Annotated in this window: 15 protein-coding genes; 4 read left to right on the forward strand and 11 right to left on the reverse strand. The window is 47.9% G+C overall.

Translation table 11 applies throughout. The annotated features are described in order from the left end of the window. Positions 1-5 precede the first annotated feature (5 nt). From DESLBE_RS05835 to DESLBE_RS05860, 7 genes are all read right to left on the reverse strand, one after another. Positions 6-614: a 4Fe-4S dicluster domain-containing protein gene (locus DESLBE_RS05835; RefSeq protein WP_243131240.1), complete on the reverse strand. Its 609-nt coding sequence runs from the start codon at positions 612-614 to the stop codon at positions 6-8. Continuing rightward, positions 545-814, reverse strand: coding sequence for a hypothetical protein (locus DESLBE_RS26920; RefSeq protein ID WP_243131241.1), 270 nt, complete (start codon positions 812-814; stop codon positions 545-547). The genes DESLBE_RS05835 and DESLBE_RS26920 overlap by 70 nt, the downstream gene beginning before the upstream one ends. Then, positions 814-3,393, reverse strand: a complete 2,580-nt coding sequence (locus DESLBE_RS05840; RefSeq protein ID WP_144675652.1) for a molybdopterin-dependent oxidoreductase — start codon at positions 3,391-3,393, stop codon at positions 814-816. The genes DESLBE_RS26920 and DESLBE_RS05840 overlap by 1 nt, the downstream gene beginning before the upstream one ends. A 357-nt stretch (positions 3,394-3,750) precedes the next feature. Then, positions 3,751-5,790, reverse strand: a complete 2,040-nt coding sequence (locus DESLBE_RS05845) for a sigma-54-dependent Fis family transcriptional regulator (protein WP_018305934.1) — start codon at positions 5,788-5,790, stop codon at positions 3,751-3,753. Between the two features lie 253 nt (positions 5,791-6,043). After that, positions 6,044-7,261, reverse strand: coding sequence for an MFS transporter (locus tag DESLBE_RS05850; RefSeq protein ID WP_018305935.1), 1,218 nt, complete (start codon positions 7,259-7,261; stop codon positions 6,044-6,046). Positions 7,262-7,630: 369 nt separating this feature from the next. Continuing rightward, positions 7,631-9,445, reverse strand: coding sequence for an FAD-dependent oxidoreductase (locus DESLBE_RS05855; protein WP_144675654.1), 1,815 nt, complete (start codon positions 9,443-9,445; stop codon positions 7,631-7,633). A gap of 55 nt (positions 9,446-9,500) precedes the next feature. Then, on the reverse strand, positions 9,501-9,863 hold the full coding sequence (locus DESLBE_RS05860) for an FMN-binding protein (RefSeq protein WP_144675657.1): 363 nt from the start codon (positions 9,861-9,863) through the stop codon (positions 9,501-9,503). Between the two features lie 200 nt (positions 9,864-10,063). On the opposite strand from DESLBE_RS05860, the gene DESLBE_RS05865 reads away from it, so the two are divergent. Next, positions 10,064-10,777, forward strand: a complete 714-nt coding sequence (locus tag DESLBE_RS05865) for a LytTR family DNA-binding domain-containing protein (RefSeq protein WP_144675659.1) — start codon at positions 10,064-10,066, stop codon at positions 10,775-10,777. After that, on the forward strand, positions 10,777-12,129 hold the full coding sequence (locus DESLBE_RS05870; RefSeq protein ID WP_144675661.1) for an ATP-binding protein: 1,353 nt from the start codon (positions 10,777-10,779) through the stop codon (positions 12,127-12,129). Before DESLBE_RS05865 ends, DESLBE_RS05870 begins: the two co-directional genes overlap by 1 nt. A 115-nt stretch (positions 12,130-12,244) precedes the next feature. Here DESLBE_RS05870 and DESLBE_RS05875 read toward each other — a convergent pair whose 3' ends face one another. The 4 genes from DESLBE_RS05875 to DESLBE_RS05890 are packed head-to-tail and all read right to left on the reverse strand — an operon-like array spanning position 12,245 to position 17,809. Further along, complete coding sequence (locus tag DESLBE_RS05875) at positions 12,245-13,732, reverse strand: hypothetical protein (RefSeq protein ID WP_144675663.1); 1,488 nt, start codon at positions 13,730-13,732, stop codon at positions 12,245-12,247. Continuing rightward, positions 13,725-15,119, reverse strand: coding sequence for an ATP-binding protein (locus tag DESLBE_RS05880; RefSeq protein WP_144675665.1), 1,395 nt, complete (start codon positions 15,117-15,119; stop codon positions 13,725-13,727). Before DESLBE_RS05880 ends, DESLBE_RS05875 begins: the two co-directional genes overlap by 8 nt. Beyond that, on the reverse strand, positions 15,116-15,829 hold the full coding sequence (locus DESLBE_RS05885; RefSeq protein WP_018213195.1) for a response regulator transcription factor: 714 nt from the start codon (positions 15,827-15,829) through the stop codon (positions 15,116-15,118). The genes DESLBE_RS05880 and DESLBE_RS05885 overlap by 4 nt, the downstream gene beginning before the upstream one ends. A 60-nt stretch (positions 15,830-15,889) precedes the next feature. After that, a complete protein-coding gene (locus DESLBE_RS05890) occupies positions 15,890-17,809 on the reverse strand; it encodes an acyltransferase family protein (RefSeq protein WP_144675667.1) in 1,920 nt (639 codons plus the stop codon). 269 nt (positions 17,810-18,078) lie between these two features. Between DESLBE_RS05890 and DESLBE_RS05895 the strand changes: the two genes are divergently transcribed. After that, positions 18,079-18,426, forward strand: a complete 348-nt coding sequence (locus tag DESLBE_RS05895; RefSeq protein ID WP_018213197.1) for a PadR family transcriptional regulator — start codon at positions 18,079-18,081, stop codon at positions 18,424-18,426. After that, positions 18,419-19,444, forward strand: coding sequence for a hypothetical protein (locus DESLBE_RS05900; protein WP_144675669.1), 1,026 nt, complete (start codon positions 18,419-18,421; stop codon positions 19,442-19,444). The genes DESLBE_RS05895 and DESLBE_RS05900 overlap by 8 nt, the downstream gene beginning before the upstream one ends. Positions 19,445-19,618: the final 174 nt, after the last annotated feature.

Here is a 19,618-nt window from a genome sequence, read left to right on the forward strand (position 1 = left end):
CGAGGCTACTTTGACTTTAAGGCGATATCCCCCACATTGATACTATCTCCCGCCTTGATATCAGCCATTTCAAACGGATAGTAGCCCTCCTTTTCAATTTTCAGGCTATAATTTTCACCGATAAGCCCCTTAAACCAAAAATCCCCAAAGTCATCCGTCTTGGCTGTCAGCGCTTTATTTGTTTGCTTATCTATTAGAGTCACTGCGGCATCTTCAATACAGATGTCCTGCTTCGGGTCCCATACTTCACCGGCTACAAATTTTTTCGGCAAATTCACGTAATAGACTCGTGGCTTTGTCCCGGATTCCGGCAGCATGACTTCCGCTTTGGCAATTAAATCCTTGAAGTCTTCTTCCTCGCCGAACTTAAGCGCATCTGTGGCACATGCTTCCGCACAGCGAGGCGGCTTTCCTTCATCGATGAGGTGAGCGCAGCCGGTGCATTTTTGGGCTAAACCCAGCTTATCATTCCAATAAATGGCACCGTAGGGACAAGAATCAACAAGAGTACGATCTCCTTGCGCTTTTTCCGGATCAATCACGACTAATCCGTCCGTGCGCTTGTAGACCGAACCGTTTCCCGCTTTGATGCAAGGTGCATCATCGCAATGCATACAGGGGTTGGAGTATATTGGACCTGTACTTTAGGAACGCTTCCCACCGTCTTTTCCTTCATCTTCATCCAGAAATGCCCTGTTTCGGGTTGAGGCCTGGCAATGGGCGCCCAATCATTGTCTACATGCTCATCTTTACAGACAATCTGACAAGTATAACAGCCGTTGCATCTGGCGACATCGATTACAAACACTTTCATTATTCTTTGCCTCCTTCAATCCAAGCTTCAAAGACCAGGCCGCTGTCAGCATCATACTGGCGTTGGAAGGCTTCCGGATACTGCGTCTTTAAGGCGTCGATATCCACTTTTTCCAAACCTACTAAATAGCCATTGGTCACTTCTCCCGCAGCATTTTGAGAAGTGGTGGCTCCAGGACAAATCAGATTATTCGCTCCACCGCGGTCCAGTTGACCCGCAACGATCGGGTCAAGTCTGGCTCCATGATCCTGGTAGAGTACGCCCGGCATAATTCTCTCTGTGACATAAGCGCCGCCCAGAACACCGCCTCTTTCATTATGCAGCTTCACAATGTCGCCGTGCTGAATCCCCAGCTCCTGGGCATCGAGCGGATTGATCCAGACCGGTTCGTACAAATAGCCGTCTTTTCCCCGGACCTTACAGGTCGGGATTTCCCGGAACCATTTAATATCGTCCATATTGGCATGAACTCTCCAGCGGGGATGGTTGGACATCAGCAAATACGGATATTTTTTGCCCCGTTCAAGATAGGTCCGCTCCTGGTGGCGTTCGCTGCCGTGAATCCATTTCGGTACCGGACCTCGCTCGATATCATCAGGAAAATGTTCTGCCAGACCGGTGGAATAGAATTCCAGTTTGCCGGTAGGGGTGGGCAGAGGGAAGGTTTCCGGATCTTCAGCAAAAAGTCTGAGCCCGGGAATATCGTTTTCCCAACCGTCAGCCGTCGGCACAACAAAATAACCGTTTTCCATAAACTTGTCGTAGCTGACCATACCCTCAATCCCAGAGTGGTCAAAACTGAGTTTGATAAGGTCTTTGACCGATTGTCCCTTAGTAAATTCTTCAAATAAATCAAGTTTCTTGGCTACTTCCTGGACAACTTCGTAGTCGCTTTTGGACTCATAATAGGGTTCGACACAGCGATCCATATGAACAACAAGATTGTACTGCCCGCACATGATGTCGGTGCCAATGTCTTCATTTTCAAACCGGGTGTTGGATGGGAGGATAAGATCGGCAAACAAACAATCATTCTCAAACCAGGGATGCTGAAGGACAACGCATTCAATTTCCGGGCTCCGCATGGCCTCAATCATCCGGTTGCCGCCGTTCCAGCAGGTGGTCCAGCAAGCGGTATCACTCCAGATCATATGGATCCTTGACCCGCCTTCGATAGGGAATTGATATTTGACAAACTGGTTCTCTCTGGGACTGGTGCACCAGACTGTGCTGTACCAGGTCACCGGCTCCTGACTCAAGATGGCATCCGGCGTCAATGTTTTCGGAATAAAGGACGGTGTCGCTTCGGTGGCACCGCCCGTATAACCGGCGTATAGCATCGGGATCACCTCAGACCGCGGGGCCGGATTGGTTTCATCCATACCAAAAATTTCCCATTCAATCATTTTAAGCTGGGTTCTGCCCGGTTTGCCCAACCCCTGCATGCCTAAAAGGCAAGCTTCCAAACGGGCGGGTTCGGTGGAAAACGGCGACCTGACAAGTCCGCCTCCGTTGCCGTGGACAATAGCCGTTACTTTTTTCGCCCAGCGCCGCGCAAGTGCTTTAATCGTCCGGGAAGGAACACCGCAGATTTCCGCGGCCCAAACCGGTGTTTTCGGCACGCCGTCTTCATAACCCATCACATAATTTTTAAATTCTTCAAACCCATGAACATGTGTGTCCACATAGTCCTTGTCAAAACCGTCCTCGCTAATCCAGGTATAGGCAATCGCCAGATGCATAGCCGCGTCGGTATTTGGTTTGATCGGAATCCACTTATCGGCATGTACGGCCCCCGCGTAGTTCAGGTCAGGTGAAATATAGATTTGCTGAATACCAAGTTCAGCGAACCAGTAAGTCAACCGGCTTGGCATCAGCCCGCCCCAGCCCCAGGGCGTGGTTTCCTGATCGCATCCCCAGAACAGAAGCATTTCGGTGTTTTCAGAAACATCCTTCCAAAGATTTGCTTGATTGCACTGACCGAGTGGTTCCTGCCCCCAGACATGCTTAGCTCCCCAGTACCACCCTTCCCAGCTGTCTGTCTGACGCGCCTGCTGGGTGTATCCCCCCATAAGGTCCAACAGGCGGGTCTGGCAGCCGTGCGGGGCATGAACAATTTTGGTTTCCCCATGGCCTTCACACATAGCCAGGACGGAAGTCGGTCCATACTGTTTATTAACCCGTTCCAATTCCTTCGCCACCAGGTCGGTTGCCTCATCCCAGGAAATACGCACAAATTTGCTTTTGCCCCGGTTCTGAGGATTGCGTTCGCCTTCGGGATCCCAGTCAACCCGTTTCAGGGGATATTTTATCCGATTGGGTGAAGTGACACGTTGTTTATAACCGTAAGCGAACGGTGCCAATAGGGTTCTATTGGTAGGTTCAAAAACCTTTCCCCGTGCCTCCAGCCGCCAAGGATTCATTTCTTCTTTCGTATAACTGTTATCATAATGCAGGGGACGGGTCCGAACGATTTTTCCGTCCATTACATCGACTTCATGGGCATCTGAACCTAGTCCAAATGAGCAGAAACCAGCAATGTTGTACAAAGTCTTAAGTTTTGAATCTTTCTTGTCCACAGTAATCCTCCCTTTGAAATACTTACCCTGATGGTTAATAGCTTGCTTATTCCTGGTTTTCGACTTTAAACTCACCTCCAATTGTGGCATTAGATTTGATTTCGAAATCAACCCAGTAAATATGCAATTTGCATGCCAATACCTACAGGTTGTATTTTGCAGGAAATACAAGGCTTTAAGGCAAAATCTTCACCCTGGCTGTTCCCCGAATGGGAAATACCCTAAGACAAGCGCAAATGTCTTCCCTCTTTGGGAAAAGTAGAGCAAACACCTTGTGATCTGCCCCAAAAATTAAACCCCGGCACAAAATAAGATGTGCCGGGGCCCCGCTTAGAGAATGATTTCACCTGATCTGCCTCAGATTTCTATCTCATATCTTTTTAATTTACGGTAAAATGTCGATTTGCCCATACCGAGAAGCTCTGCGGATTTGATGGCATTATTATTGGTCTTGGCAAGGGCCATGAGCATGGATTTCTTTTCAATCTCGGACATGGAAAGCACCGTATCCCCTTGTTGCTCCTTATGTTTTTCAGGAAGGGGGTTATAGTTTTCTGCTTGTATTTCCCAAGGCAAATCCTGAGGGAGGATTATATTGCCTTTTGAAGTGTTGATACAATATATAATTGCATTTTCCAGCTGACGCACATTGCCGGGCCAATAATACTTATTCAACTCCCTGCGCACTTGATCGCTGATTTCCGGTTTGGGCATACCGACTTTTTTACAGTAATTATCCACACAATAATCCGTGAGGAGATCAATATCACCAAAACGCTCTCGAAGGGGCGGTATGCGGATGGTGAGTACGGAAAGGCGATAATATAAATCCGGACGAAAGAATCCATCTTTCACCATTTGATATAAGTTTCTGTTGGTCGAAGCGATCAGGCGGAAGGATATCTCCAGATATTTGTTCCCCCCTACCCGCATGATCTTTTTATCCTGCAGCGTTCTTAAGAGCACCGCCTGCAATTCCAACGGCATGTCGCCGATTTCGTCCAGAAACAATGTGCCTCCGTTAGCCAGCTCAATTTTGCCCGGTCTTCCTTTGCGCTCGGCACCGGTAAAAGTACCGCCTTCATAGCCAAAAAGCTCACTTTCAATCAGACTGCGGGGAATAGCAGCACAGTTAACAGCTATAAAAGGTCTCTGTTCATCGTTATTGTTGTGAATAGCCTGGGCAAAGAGCTCTTTGCCGGTACCGCTTTCCCCGAGCAGCAATATATTTTCGGGGGAGGCGGCATATTGCCTGGCCTTTCTGATGGCCTCCCTGATCACCGAGCTGTTGCCGATAATCCCGTCAAAACTGAATTTGGCATAAGCCCCGGAGCGGTTGTGGGCTACCGTGCTGATCGACTGATCATTCAGAAAAGAAAGCACCGCAACTTCCATGGACCCGGTTTCCTGGTTGATGATAGGATTAGCTGTAACCACATATTTTTTACCATAAAAATTCACGACAAAATTATCTTCTATTTCTGTTTTGCGGCCGCTCTTCACATCTTCCATAAAATCAGGGTAACCAGCAAAAAACTCCACAATATTATGTTCATAAGTGCTGTTAAGATGCAGAACATCATAGGCTTTTTCGTTAGCGTGGATAATTTTCCCCTCATAGTTAATTGTAACGACCCCATAATCCATGAGAGTAAGTGTCGAATTTAAGGTATCGCTCATGGTTTTAAGCTTTTTATGACTTTCTGTTAAAGAGCGGTTTGTCGCTTTCAGGTGTTCGTTCTTACTGCTTATCTTTAATTGCAGACTGATTACGTTGGCCATTGTCGTCAAAAAGCCCAATGTATAAGCGCAAAAATCCTCGAACTGCTTTAGCCACGGTTCTTTCGGCATCCGTTGGATTATATCGATCGAACCGATCAGTCTGTCATTTTGATCAAATATTGGGGCTGAAGAGCCAACAAAATTCCAAAAATCTTTACAATAATGCTCCGGCCCTAAAAGCTGAATTGGCTTTTGCTGCTGGATACAAAGAAGATGAGAACTGGTTCCGATAGATTCTTCGTCCATAATCGAGCCAACGATCTTATCGGTTTTACTAATCTCTTCAATCAAGTCCCCGGCTTGGAGTAAAAGCATACAGTTAGTATCACAAAGATAAAAAGCAAAATCAGATTTCACAAAGCCTTGAAACGTGTCCATCATCGAGGAGGTAATTTCTATAATAAAAGAATATTTGCGAGTTGTTTCCTGCAGCAACTCAGGGGCGGCTATTTTCCTTCTGCTAATCATCTCTTGACCGAAATCAAATCTCTTTGCTTTCTCCCATGAAGCAAGAACGTCCTGACGGATAAATTGAAATTCCGACAAATCATTCCATTCGCCTTTAAGATAAACCTCTTTTTCTGCCAGTATGCCATTCCATTCTTTTTTCACCATGCTTTGGCCTCCTATTTAAATGATAGGGACATTTAAAGCTTATAATACAACAACATGTTTTTCAATTCACATGTCATAAAAATAAAGAACTTATCCAAAGCTCAAGATGATGCGGGCGTTTTCCAAGATGCCCCCCATTAAAGAACAGTTGACACTTCAGAGAAGTGCCAACTGATAAAACAGACTTTACTAATTAGAGCAGGTCCTTGGTTATTTGAAAAGGTTAGAAATTACTAAAAATGCAATCAGGCACTTACATGCTTTTTCCTACCCGTATTTGAGCGGCCGCTTTTTTATTCATCGTTATAAGAAATAAAATGGCAAAAATTACTCCCATGATTCCGGCACCAAGAAGGATAGGCGTCACCGAACTCCAGACATATCCGCTATTTTCAACTATAGTGCCAATAATAACCGGCGCGATGCCGCTGGCAACGTTTTGCCCTAAAATGCATAAACTCAGGGCCATGCCTATGGATGCGGGGGATAAGGCCGAGTCCGGTGCGACTGTGAAAAGGGTGGCAGCAGGCGTGGAATAGACTACGCCTGCAAAGAACACATAGGCCAGAAGAATATTCAGGCTGGTTATTTCAAAGGTGAAGTAACCGAATATTCCTGTCAATGCCATACAGAAGATCAGCAGAGCCGGCCGGTTTTTCACTTTATTCAATACAAACCCCATCGCAAGTCCGCCTACGATCATCCCTATAGCCATAAAGCCGGAATAGGAATTGGCGACGGCAACATCCAGTCCCAGCACTTGAACGATATAAGTTGGAAAATAGGTGGTAAATGCGGAGACCACCGTAGCGAAACATATGAAGATCAGACACAAAAGCCATGAGGACATGGACTGGAATCCTTCTTTTAAGGAGGGCTGAGAGGCTCCCTTTTCAGCAGGATCTGCTTCCGGCTCGGGGACTTTTACGAAAAGCACAAACACCACCAGCATAACAGCCGCCAGAATTGCTACCAGCCACCAGTCACCGCGCCACCCAAAAGCCGGCACGATAGCATTGGTCACATTAAATATGAACAACATGCCTAAACTGATCCACAAAGCCCATAGGGCCATAGGCAACCCCCTTTTTTCGGGAGGAAAACATACAGCAATAATCGATGGAGCCACTACACTGATAAATGCGAAGCCTATCCCTTCAATGGCCCTGCTGATCATCAGAATGGTAAAGTTCGGAGCCACTGCACCAACTACACTGCCAACCAGGGTACAGGCCAAAGAAAAGGCTCCAAGTTTTTTCGGCCCGGTTTTCATGATAATGCCACCTGCGGGTAAGGCCAATATAATTCCGGCGATAACAGACATTGACATCAGAATGCCGCCTTCCGTTACACTGACCTGCATCTCATCCATCAGCACAACCATCGTCGGCGGCACCTTAAAGTTGCAAGCAGCAACAACGACTCCCGTCAATACTACAATGAGCGTTACCAGCCATACTCTGTTTTTCAATTTGTGCACCTCCTATTTATTTGTAAAAACAGCTATGAAACTTATGTTATGGACCCTTTCCCTCACCACCTTATACCTGTTATTTGATTTCGAAATCTGCAACGCAATAATTGCAATTTTTGTACCAACCGGAACAAAATACGATAACAAGCCATTTCAAGCATTTTTGCTCTATCTTTTACACTGAAGAAAACGCTATATTTTCCCTCTTTGGGAAACATCCTGAGAAATAATTCCCCACTCGGGAAATATTTTGATAAATTATTTCAGAGAATAAATGCTGCATCTGGTTTCATTAGGGTATCCAGGCCATAAAAAAAGCTGAACCCCGAGTGTGGTAATCGGTTGTTCAGCTTTCTTCTATGCAGGTTACCCTAAATACCTGGCAACGCTCTTGCCGCATTCGCGTCCAAGCGTGATTGCCATACCTAATGATACACCGGGTGTTGGTGTAATGTATTCAACACCAAAACGACGACCGCAGTCATTGCCGCTGACATACAAACCGGGGATTGGTTTGAAGTTTGCATCCAACGCATTTTGGTCTGCATCGGTGATGATACCGCCGCATGTGCACATGACCTCGCCCAGACCGGGGTTGCCGGCTACGGCATAGAAGGGTGCTTTTTTAACCGGGAAGAGCACCTCTTTATGGCGTCCGAACTCTTCATCGAAGCCCTGCTCACAATATTTGTTGTAGCGCCCGATTTGTTCCACAAAAGCGGAGACTGCATCGCCGGTAAGGCCAAGTTGACCGGCAAGCCCTTCCAAGGTGTCATCGGCAATAAACTCAACCGGGTCAAAAGGACCTGATGCAGCAGGAGTGCCAGACTCCGCCGGCGCAACATATGTGCCCTTGAATTTCTCATAAGCGGTTTTCATGCTTTCTTTTAAGGACTCAATGCTGGCCTTTGAGGGACTGAACATACCGTGCTGCGGGACCGTATATTGACGATACTCGACAAACTCGCTGTCAAATACGCAGTTGATCTTCTCATCGTGGGCCATATAAACATTTGGCACGCCGCGTTGCTCAACCACCGGATAAAACTCGTTTTGGAAACGCTTGCCGTTGCTGCGGACCCAAACGGCTTGCGGGAAGTTATTCATGCTTGTAGGGGCCTGAATGTGCTTGGCGTTCATGCCGGCAACAATGCTCTCAAGGTGCGCGCCTGCCCAGTGAGCCATTTTAATGCCGTCGCCTTGGTACTGGCTGGCCTCAGCAGCTCCCGGGTTGGCAAATCTGGCGCCGCCAAAGGCATTTTTCCACTCCTCGCCTTCAGTTAAGTTGTTGGCGATATCGGGCATGAGATCGTTAAGCATTTCCTGGTTGTCAGCAAAACCGCCGGTAGCGACAACAACGGCTTTGCAGCCATATTTTTTGTAGGAATTGTCTGTCATGCTCTGGGCAATCACGCCGGTAATTGCACCGTTTTCCTGCATAATCTGAAGCCCGCGGGTCGCAAAGAAAAACTCGGCGCCGGCGGCTTTGGCCTTTTCGCGGTTATAACCCTGAATCTTTGTTTGGTTGCACTCTTGCGCATATGCAGAAATAACGCCGGGGTAAAATTTGATTGGGCCGATGTTGGGAAGCAAGTGCGGCCATGTCTCGCCCTCAGCCGGAGAGCCGGTGTGAGTAAGCGACGCAATGTCTGCATCGGTAAGGCTGTCATAATACCAGTCGATGTTTTCGCCCATGGTTTGACAATACTTCATAACAAGACCGGGATTGATTTGATTACCGGTGATCGCGGTCCAGTTTTGGTAATACTCAACCGGGTCAACATCTTTATATTGATTGCCCTTGGTGATTTTGTTGACGAGCTTTGAGTTGATACCGGCGGACTCGTTGCCTAACGCGGTATAAGTGTCTTCGGCTTGACGTTCTATCAAGGCAACTTTTTTGCCTTGCTCGGCAAGCTCACGAGCGGCACAAACACCGGCATAACCGTGTCCCACTACAACAACATCATAAGAACCGGCGTCGGTTGCCTGTGCCGAGAAGTTCTGGGGCGTCTTCCATGATGAACCGCCTCCTGACGGAGCCCCGGGTGCAGCGGGCGTAGAAGCCGCGGGCGCGGACTCTGCCGGCGAGCAGCCTGCCACAAAGCCGACTGAGGCAACACCCAGAGCGGCAGCTGAAGCCCCTTTCAAAAAGTCACGGCGGGAAAGGTTGTTTTTCATTAAATTTCCTCCATTCTTCACCTTTTTGGGGCCGAAGGTGTTCTTTTCGGCTTGTTTACTTTTTGGCCTGCTCCAGTGCGAGAGTTACAGCTTCTTTAATTGCATTGGAAGACAAACTGGCGCCGGCGACAGAGTCAACTTCTGTAGATTGAGCTTCGATGATTTTGCCGGGCAGCTGGTCGATAGCGTTGGTGCCGATGCCTTGAGTTTCTTTGTTCTCAACAACCTTGATTTCGGTAATCATATCATCCTGGATGGTGACGGCTACCTTCAGACCCGGTTGTATTCCTTTATTGCTCACTCCTTCATAAGTTCCGTCCTTGTAGAGTCTGGAGGCGGCCGAATCTCCGCAGCCGGCAGCTAAAAATATAATCGAGATAATGATGCATAACAATGCCAATAACTTGGTTCTCTTCATAGTTCTCTCCTTTCTTTACTCAGCCTGAACGCATGCTTTTCAGTCTTAGGAGAAGTATATATGAGTATTTTTGCACAAGGAAGCCCTTGGGAACAACTGGACATTTTTTGAGGACAACTGGTCTATACTCTGTTTGTTTTTAAACTGTCGTCATGATAAGATAAACTTGTAATATTTTTCTCAAACGGGGGTAAGCAGTTATGATTTTGGTGGCCGTAGTGGAAGACGAAGTTCAGGAACAGCAGAAGCTGCGCTCCTTCCTTGCTGACTATGCGGCGCAGACCGGCGAAAAGTTTACAGTGTCTCTTTTCAGCAGAGGGGCCGATTTTTTAGACTGTCCGGAATCCTTCGACCTGGCCCTGGTTGACATAATGTTAGGCCAGGAAAATATCAACGGCATTGAAGTCGCTCATCAGTGGCGCGCCAAAAACCCTGACGCCCTTTTAATATTTGTCACCAATATGCTCCAGTACGCTTTGCAGAGCTACGCGGTGGACGCGCTGAATTATATCGTCAAGCCGGTGGAGTACTCTCTGTTTGCCCAGAAGCTGGTGCGGGCCGTGGAGCTTCTGCATCTGCGCCGCAAGAAAAAGATTTGCTTTACCACCCAGAGCGGGATGGAATGTCTGGACGGCGAAGAAATCTACTACATCGAAACTTTTGGCAGGGGGCTGAAGATTCATACGGTAAACCGCTCAATTTACTGTACGGAAACCCTGAAAACCATGGAAGAGCTTCTGCAGCAGGAATGTTTCTTCCGTTGCCACAAGGCCATTCTGGTAAATCTCCTGCATGTAAGCAGTATTCATAAAGCCAGCGTCACAATCGGAGGCGAGGAAGTACCGGTCAGCCGCCACCGCAAAAAGGAATTTATGGACGCCCTGGTTAATTGCTTCGGAGGCTCGGTATCGTAATGAACAATCTGATTCAGTTCGACCCGGTTCTGCTGCTCTACAGTCTGCTTGGCCTGGCAGCATTTTGGCTTTATTTCTGCAAGCTGGGCACGCCCCGCCTTTCCTGGCCCCGGGCCTGGGCGGCGCTGGCAGGTTTGGCGCTGGTCCAGACAGTTTTAATCAATAATATTGACCTTTTTTTAAATTATGATAACACTTTTTACAGCACCCATAACTTTGCTTACATGCTTATGCATCTTGGCTTTCTTTTTGCCGTTATCCGGATGATCAGGAACATTCGCTGGGATCAGGCCTTCTACCACGCGCTTTTGCTTTCCATGTGCACCCGCTATTTTGAGCAGGCCCTGGGCGCTGTGACCAGCTTTTTTGATATCTTTTATTTGAGTTTCCGCGTCGATAGCGTTTACCGGGTTTTTGGCTGTCTGCTGGTCTTCCTCCTTTATCTGATGGTTTCCCTGCTGCTCGCTCAGTATGTGGATATGCGGGGGACGGCTCCTCTTAAACGCACCCGTCTGGCCTTGATAAGCGTTTTCGCGCTGGCTCTGGAGATGATGAACTACCTGACTGTAGTAATTATTACTTCCGAAATATCTGAATCCAACGCCATTTTGGGTATGTCTCTGATGGAGCTGCTCTGTGGGTTTACAGCTCTGATTTTTATTGTCTATAACGAAATAGCGCTAAAAAAAGCTCAGGAACAATCCGAACTGACCCAAATCCGCATCCTGATGGAAAAACAGGCGCAGCAATATAAACAACAGCAGATCATCGCAGCTTCCATTGACCGTAAATATCATGATTTGAAGCATCACCTGAATGCCGTCAAAGCGCTGCAAACCAATGAAGCCCGGCATGAATACATTGTCGAACTGGAATCCAGCATCAATAGTTATGCATCCTTTTGTCATACCGGCAACGATATTCTGGATACCATTCTTAATGAAAAGAACATGTATTGCTCTCAGCATAATATCCGGCTGATTTTGTTGGTTGACGGCGGGGCGGTTTCCTTTGTCCACGCTACGGATATGGTGGCCATCTTCAGCAACGCACTGGATAACGCCATCGAGGCCGTCAGCCCGCTGACCGACTCCTCCCTGCGCGAGATTATCGTGCGCGTCACCACGCGGGACAACTGGACAGTCTTAAGATTTGAAAACCACAGCAACGTACCTCTGGTCGAGGAAAACGGAATCCTGCTTACCACGAAGCAGGATTCCTCCATCCACGGCTTCGGCTTCAAAAGCATTTCCTATGCCGTTCAAAATTACGGCGGTCACTGTACCTATGCTATGGAAAAAGATTTATTTGTTTTGAACATTCTGCTGGCCCGGCCGGCCGGCGAAGTATAGAAGCTGTTTGACTATTTGAAAAAGTAACCAGCCAACCGCTTTTCGGGTTGTTAAAGGAGAATTTGCCACGCTGTAACTTCTAAGAACTTTAGCGCAGTGTAGGCTAACCGGTTGTTCAGCGCATCCGCACCGAGCCGCTGTCTAAAGCCTGGGCTCCATAAGCAAGAAAGGATTTCTCCCAGCTGTCCACATAGGACCCGGTAGCCCATTCCGCCATGATCACGGTGGCACCCTCCGGCAGTTCAAGCTCCGCCAAATGGGTTTCTCCTAATTTATCGGCACTGATGGGATAAATGATTAATTTAGTCCTGGTTTTGACCAGGGCGATATCCCGGTTGGGGGAAGTAAAAGCGTCCGTGGCATCGGGAACCCGGTCTTTGATATTGTACCAGCTTAACACCAAGGCATCATAGAAGATCAAATTGGCCGGTGGAATAATTTTCAGATCGAAATCTTTATATTCAAAATTACCGCCGCTTTGATAGTGGATTCTTCCCACTAAACTCCAACGGCCGTTTTTACGAATCAGGCCGAAATTTTCCCCAGATTCATCCTGGCTAACCGAGGTGATCCCTTTCTCCCTTAAGGCGGCGGCTGCCTGCTCTCTGGCATTTAAATAGGCGTTAAATCCCTTGTCCCCCAGTAAATCGGACACCTTTATTTCGGTGGGGGATAAAAGTTTATCCACGGGAAGCACCTGCAAGTGATTGATTCCGGCGGTTCTCTTTTCGATGGCTACATAATCATTGCCGATATAATTGATCACTCTCTCCGCCTCGGCATAGGGTTGCTCTTCTGTTCCTGCTCCCCCTTCCCTTTCCCCATTCTCTCTCTTCAGGTCGGGGGCCTTGGCTGTTACATTGCGAGCGGTCAGTAGATTATTTGTCATGCCGTCAGTCGGGAGGTTCTGGACACTAAGTTCCCAAAAACCGCTGGTCCGCGGGAAAAAGATTTGTGCGGAAGTCAGGATCGGTTTGATCTGCTGATGATCAACGGCAACCCATAGGGTCTGATAGGTATAGCCAGCAGCTGATGGTATCCTCAGCCCCAGCAAGACTCCGGAAATTCCTTCCCTGCTGTCCTGGTTCAGCTCCTGGGCATTGGTATTCCCCGCCACCAGGGTGCTGTCGGCTTCATCGGCAACTTTCTTCAATAAAAGGGCTTTGTTTTGCACAAAAAAAATCATACTGGTATCATCCAGCTTCATAAATTCACCCAGATAATTGCCGGAGGCGTAAACCGTAATCACATCCACCTTCTGAGACTTCAGTCCGGAACTCCCAACAGATGGAATATACTTGGTCAACAAATAATCCTCTGCCTTCACCCTTTTGATTTTATAAGCAGGGTTATCCCAGACATGGCCGCCGAAAGAAACAACACCTGGAGCAAATTGGACATCACTTCCTAACCATGGCTGGCCCGCTCCTCCTTCGCTGCCGTTGCTGTCCAGTTCCTCAAGTACCGTCCATTTGCCTCCCAAGGGGCTGACCTGAGCGGAGGGCGGAATAATCTTACCGGCCGATGCCCCTGAAAATTCGGCACAACCGCCCAGAAAAAGCAGCAAGAAGACCAGCGGGAGCAGAAGGGTTTTCTTAACCATGGGCACACACCTCTCTGGGCAGAGTAATGACCACCGTTGTCCCAACATTGACTTCACTGTGAATTTCCAGCCGGCCTTTCATGAGGGTAATGATCTCTTCACAGATGGATAAACCAATCCCGTTGCGGGAACGTGAGCTCTTGCCTTTGTAAAACTTTTCCTTCACCATGGGCAGTTCACCGGCAGCAATGCCGCATCCGTTGTCGGAGATCATAAAGGTGTAGTCTTTCTCCCCTACCTCGGCCTGAAAACGGACACTCCCCTCGGCAGCCGTAAAATTCAAGGCATTATCCAGAATATTGATCAAGACCTGTTTCAAGCGGTTAGGGTCTGTCAGCAGGTCGGGGAGGTTATCCGGATAATCCACTGTAAACTGGATAGTTTCCCTGGTGGCCCTTGGGGTCAGCTGTTTGCGGATATGCTCCATCAGTTCGGCCATATTGACCTCTTCATAACTCAGCTTGATCCTGCCGGAAACAAATTTAGAAAAGTCCAGGAGTTCTTCCACCATCCGGGTGAGCCGTTCGGACTCTTTGGCGATAATGCCGAGACCGTCATTCAGCATTTCTTTCTGTTGGAATTTTTCGCTTTGCAGGGTAATGGCCCAGCCCATAATGGAGGTCAGGGGAGTTCGCAATTCATGGGAGACCGAAGAGATGAAATCATTTTTCAGCTTTTCTTTTTTGGTTATTTCTTCAGCCATATAGTTCAAGGTATCGGCAAGCTTACCGATCTCGTCATCCCGCTTTTTCCTGCTCTTGATTTGAAAATTGCCGGCCGCCATGCTTTCGGCAATGGCTGTCACTTCCTTCAAGGGAATAAGAATGGTATTGGCCAAGAAAATGCTGAGGAAACCCACCACCATGGCCACAAAAAGACCGATAGCGATAAAAATTTTGGCCGTGTCCTGAATGCCCTGGTCGATTTCATGTGTAGAAGCAATAAACCGCAGGGCTCCGACAATCTCCCCTTCGGATTTTAAGGGATAGGCTACGGCCATGACCTTCTGGCCGTTTAATTTTCCTATCCATTCCCCCATCCGATCATTGAGGGCATCCTGAATATCCTCTGTGGGCCCCTCTTGTTCCGAAATCGCTCCCAGGGAGTCCATGACGATCTTCCCGTCTCTATCGACAATTTCCACTTGAGCGTTGCTTTGATTCCAAAAGGCATCGACATTATAGAGGATGTTATCTTCCAAAGAGGTATCGGAATAGTATTTGGAATACATATCAGCGCTGATTTTCACCTGATTGGTCAGGTTGCCCCTTAGACTGCCGTAATAATTCTGCTGGACAGTATAAATCAGCAGCACTTCCAAAATGGCTACCGAAACCAGAATCACGATCATAAAATTAGCCGTCAGTCTGCCGCGGATCCCTTTCATGGCAGCCTCCTGACCATCTCCGGCTGCCACCGGTAACCCGAACCCCAGATGGTTTTAATATACCGGGGATCGGAGGGGTTATCCTCGATTTTTTCCCGGAGCCGCCGGATATGCACATCTAAAGTTTTGGTATCCCCAAAATAATCCTCTCCCCAGATCCCATTGAGCATTTCCTCTCTGCGCAGCGCTTTCCCCGGATTCTCCATAAACATTTTCAGCAGAGAATATTCCGTAGGGGTCAGCTCCACTTCCTGATTGTTTTTGAGGAGTTTATTGGCGGCGGTGTCCAGATGCAGGCTGCCGTAAGTATAACCTGTTCTTCCGGCTTCATAGCGATCCCGGCGTCTTAGCATGGCTTTGATCCTGGCAATCAATTCAAAGGGATTAAAGGGCTTGACCATATAATCATCTGCTCCCAGTTCAAGCCCCATAATTTTATCCGTATCCTGCCCTTTAGCGGTCAGGATGATGATCAGAGGGTCCGGCATGGTTTCACGAATGTGCTGGCAAACTTCCAGACCGTCTATCCCCGGCAGCATCAGATCCAACACCACCAGGTCGGGGAGAAATGCGGTAAGGAGAGCCAGGGCATCTTCCCCGCTCTCCGCTTCTCCCACCTCATATCCGGCCATCTCCAGGTTAAGGGTAATGAAACGCCGGATGGACGCTTCATCTTCCACAACCAATACTTTAACCTTTTTTTCGCGCATAGTCCCATCCCTTAATTTTACTTTAGGCCTTTATTATAACACGATTTTCATTTGATCATTTTAGTAATCATTTTCTTCAACAGCTAAGGCTTTGGCCAACATTTCCCCGTAGGCTTCCACCCCGGTCTGGGTAAGATGAACTCCGTCTTTATAGAAGTAATCGTTGTGGCCCTTGCTGACCGTATGCCAATCGATCAATCTGGCCCCTGGGTAAGACTGGGCTACTTTATTCAAAGTCTCATTGACCCCCCCTTCCCAAGGCTTGGGAACCCGGGTATTGACCAGGAGGATCTCCGTACTTCCCGGCAGGGTGTCCAAGGTCTCTTTGAGTTGTTTCTCACTGAAGGGCCCGTTGTTTCCTAGTTGAATCACGACGGTTTTCCCCAGCTTCCCTTCTTCCCGAAGCCCGGCAATAACCTCCGGGGCCTGGTACATCTGTCTGCCCAGCTGGGCGTCGATAACAATTCCCTTAAACTGTTCCTGCAATACGGGCGTTACATTGATCATGACGGAATCGCCGATGATGGTGATTTCATTTTCCTGCACTGCCTCTGTTGCTTCTCCGTTAGCTTTATTATCTTCCTGATCCGTCTCTTGAGCCTGAGTCCCTTGTTCATCCTGCTCCTGAGTCTGATTCTGATTCTGAGCTTGAGTCTGATTCTGGTTCTGTTCTGTTGTTTCATGGTTTTGAGCGATGGCTTTTGCTGAGATTCCCGTCCCCCCATTGGGGGTTACAAACAACAGTAAAACCATCAGCATGATCCCCAAGGACATTTTGGCACCAACACCCAAAGGCTTCTGCCACCATTGCAAGGTCTGAACCCGTCTCCGCCCCCGTTTCCGACTTCCGTAACGGATGGGGTCCTCAATGAAATGGCGGGACAGGACAGCCAGAAGGATACTTAAGCCAATTTGCCAGAAGGTGCGGGAAAGGTCCACGCCACCCGTATTCACAACCGGATTGGTCAGGATGATCACCGGGTAATGCCACAAGTAGATCCCATAGGAACACTCTCCCAGCCAGCGCAAGGGCCCCCAACTGAAGAACCGGCCCAAACTGCTGGCCGGATGGGCCAGAACCGCTACCAAAACAGCCGCGGCAATGGAGAACAGCAACAGTCCGCCCTGATAGAGAAAGGGTTGGTATTGATTGGTTTTCACGATCATCAGTAGAACCGCTAATAACCCCAGTGCGCCTGTCCCATCCAGGATCAGCTTTTTGGAGCCGGTGAGCTCTCCGGTCATTTTCCCGCTGGGCCACACCATAGCCAGGGCGGCACCGGCAAGCAGGGAGAAGGCCCGGGTATCCGTTCCGTAATAGACCCGGCTGGGATCCTGACCTGGTATATAGATCAAGGCCATAGCCGCAGCCGATGCCAAGGTGAGGGCAATTGTTCCCAGGACCAGCCATTTGCGCTGCCGAATCCAGCGCAGACCCAGTCCCAAAAGGAGGGGCCAAAAGAGATAGAATTGTTCTTCTACCGCTAAAGACCAGAGATGCCCCAGTGGAGATGGGGGGCCAAAGCTTTCAAAGTAGGAGACCTGATGGAAGATCAGATACCAGTTGCTGATATAGAAGACTGCGGCCAAAGCTTCCTGCTTCAAGGCGGCCAGACGTTCCGGAGCGAAAAGCAGCATCCAGACCATTACCCCGGCCAGCATCACAAAAACCGCCGGCAGAAGTCGCCGGGCCCGGCGCAGCCAGAAATCTTTCAAATCGATGGTTCCGGTGCTCTCCCATTGCTTCAGCAGAATATTGGTGATCAAATACCCTGACAGCACAAAAAATAAAGTTACCCCTAAAAGCCCACCCGGTGCCCATGATAAATTGAGGTGATAAAAAATCACGGCGAACACCGCCAAAGCCCTCAGGCCATCCAACCCCGGCATATAGCCGTGGTCAACCGTCCTCAATCTTCTTCCCCTATACTGCCGATTCGGCTGCTCATTGAATTGATTTGTTTTTGTGCTGTAATTCATATCCGCTCACTCTCCACTTTATGCCAGGCTTCGGAGCTTTCCGTCACGCCTATTTCGTCCTCTTCACCTTATCAAGTTTTGAGCTGGAGTGCTTTACAAAAACCTTTAAAAATTCTTACGAAAAAGTTAAAAATTCGCGAATGATGGCAAACCATAAGGGAAAAAGAAAAAAGAGCAACTTCCCCCGCTGGGATGGCTAAGCATTATTACAATAAATTCATTTTGACAATATTGTGTATCACACAGTATAATAATGACGGGGTGATACGATGTCAGCGAATGAGCAAATGCAAAGCTTTATCACGGAACTTCGCCGGGGCAGCTTAACACTGGCGGTTTTGGGATGTTTGAAACAACCTCACTATGGCTATGCATTGCTTCAAACAATGCAGGAAAAGCAAATAGACGTTGAAGCCAACACACTCTACCCCCTTTTGCGGCGGCTGGAAAATCAGGGCTTACTGGTCAGTGATTGGGATACAAGTGAAAGCAGGCCAAGAAAATATTATACCGTCAACGAAAAAGGCGAAATGGTGTATAAAGAATTAATGACAGAATGGAAAAAACTGCAGAGCAGCATTGAATCCATTTGTGGGGAGGATAAATGTAATGGATAATCTGATTGAGCGTTATGTTTATGATGTTACACGCCGCCTCCCGGAAAAAGACCGGGAGGAAGTAAGTAAAGAATTGAAATCCAATATCTATGACATGCTGCCGGAGAATGCGGACGAAAATGAAAGAAAAATGGTGTTGTATAATTTGGGTTCGCCCGCTTCATTAGCGGAGAAGTACCGGCAAAAACCCCGCTACCTAATATCTCCGGCTGTTTACGAGGATTATGTGCGTGTACTAAAATGGGTTTTGCCTCTGGTTGGCGTTGTGGTTTTGGTTATCGGCATGATTCTGGGAGCTATCGATGCTATTAAAGACGGCATGGTTGATTTGCCTTATTTAATAAGCAATACTTTGTCAAAAGGTATTGTCATGGGCATATCTGCGGTTTTTCAAGCACTCATATGGACAACGGTTGGTTTTGTAATCGCCGATCGTACAGGTGCTAAGGCTAACAAAAGCAAAGAACAGGAGTGGAGAGTCGAAGATTTGCCGGATGCCTTGCTTGATGATAGAGGCAAAATAAAATTGTCAGACAGCATTGCAGAACTGGTGTTAACTGGTGTATTCTCTGTTTTGGGTATTTTAATATGCCGCGGAGTATTGCCCGTCGCTTTTGTTATCCAAAATGGTGATACACAAATACGCACCCTTTTCAGTTCCACCTTTTTGGCAAGCTGTGTCCCCGCTATTGCAGTCATGGCTATATTAGCTGTCGGCGCATGTATTTTCAAAATCAAGGTCCGCAGATGGACGCCTATCGTTTGCGGTGCAGTTGTTATAAGCACTATAATCAACATGTGCATAATGATCTATCTACTAAATAGGCCGGATTTGTTTAGCACGGAGTTTACAGTCTTTCTGCAAAGTGTTGATTGGGGCAGCTTTGACCCATTAGGCTTCATGGAAGTGGGCGGAACGAACTTGTTTGTTGTTTTTACTGCTATTGTTGTTGTAGTTTGTTCCTTGGCCGAATGTGGTCAGGCAGTCTATAAAACCTTAAAATATCAAAAACAGTAATAGTCGCAATGCAAAAGTTAGAGGATGCCTTTTATCTGGCATCCTCTAACATATTTCAGAGATATAATACAATCCGAACTCTTCGCCACAGGGTTTACCTGTCGTAAGCAGTTCGGATTATGTGCGTTTGATGCGGAGTGGAGATCTGTTTTTGTGTTTACCGCAGATCAAGAG

It is taken from the genome of Desulfitobacterium sp. LBE, assembly GCF_007830365.1.
GTDB lineage: Bacteria > Bacillota > Desulfitobacteriia > Desulfitobacteriales > Desulfitobacteriaceae > Desulfitobacterium > Desulfitobacterium hafniense.

What these genes read in the sequence shown, in the direction of transcription:
- DESLBE_RS05880 (WP_144675665.1), bottom strand. Translation starts at nt 15,119, where the DNA reads ATGAAAGGGATCCGCGGCAGACTGACGGCTAATTTTATGATCGTGATT.
- DESLBE_RS05865 (WP_144675659.1), top strand. Translation starts at nt 10,064, where the DNA reads ATGATTTTGGTGGCCGTAGTGGAAGACGAAGTTCAGGAACAGCAGAAG.
- DESLBE_RS26920 (WP_243131241.1), bottom strand. Translation starts at nt 814, where the DNA reads ATGAAAGTGTTTGTAATCGATGTCGCCAGATGCAACGGCTGTTATACT.
- DESLBE_RS05845 (WP_018305934.1), bottom strand. Translation starts at nt 5,790, where the DNA reads ATGGTGAAAAAAGAATGGAATGGCATACTGGCAGAAAAAGAGGTTTAT.
- DESLBE_RS05835 (WP_243131240.1), bottom strand. Translation starts at nt 614, where the DNA reads ATGCATTGCGATGATGCACCTTGCATCAAAGCGGGAAACGGTTCGGTC.
- DESLBE_RS05885 (WP_018213195.1), bottom strand. Translation starts at nt 15,829, where the DNA reads ATGCGCGAAAAAAAGGTTAAAGTATTGGTTGTGGAAGATGAAGCGTCC.
- DESLBE_RS05875 (WP_144675663.1), bottom strand. Translation starts at nt 13,732, where the DNA reads ATGGTTAAGAAAACCCTTCTGCTCCCGCTGGTCTTCTTGCTGCTTTTT.
- DESLBE_RS05855 (WP_144675654.1), bottom strand. Translation starts at nt 9,445, where the DNA reads ATGAAAAACAACCTTTCCCGCCGTGACTTTTTGAAAGGGGCTTCAGCT.
- DESLBE_RS05900 (WP_144675669.1), top strand. Translation starts at nt 18,419, where the DNA reads ATGGATAATCTGATTGAGCGTTATGTTTATGATGTTACACGCCGCCTC.
- DESLBE_RS05860 (WP_144675657.1), bottom strand. Translation starts at nt 9,863, where the DNA reads ATGAAGAGAACCAAGTTATTGGCATTGTTATGCATCATTATCTCGATT.
- DESLBE_RS05890 (WP_144675667.1), bottom strand. Translation starts at nt 17,809, where the DNA reads ATGAATTACAGCACAAAAACAAATCAATTCAATGAGCAGCCGAATCGG.
- DESLBE_RS05870 (WP_144675661.1), top strand. Translation starts at nt 10,777, where the DNA reads ATGAACAATCTGATTCAGTTCGACCCGGTTCTGCTGCTCTACAGTCTG.
- DESLBE_RS05895 (WP_018213197.1), top strand. Translation starts at nt 18,079, where the DNA reads ATGTCAGCGAATGAGCAAATGCAAAGCTTTATCACGGAACTTCGCCGG.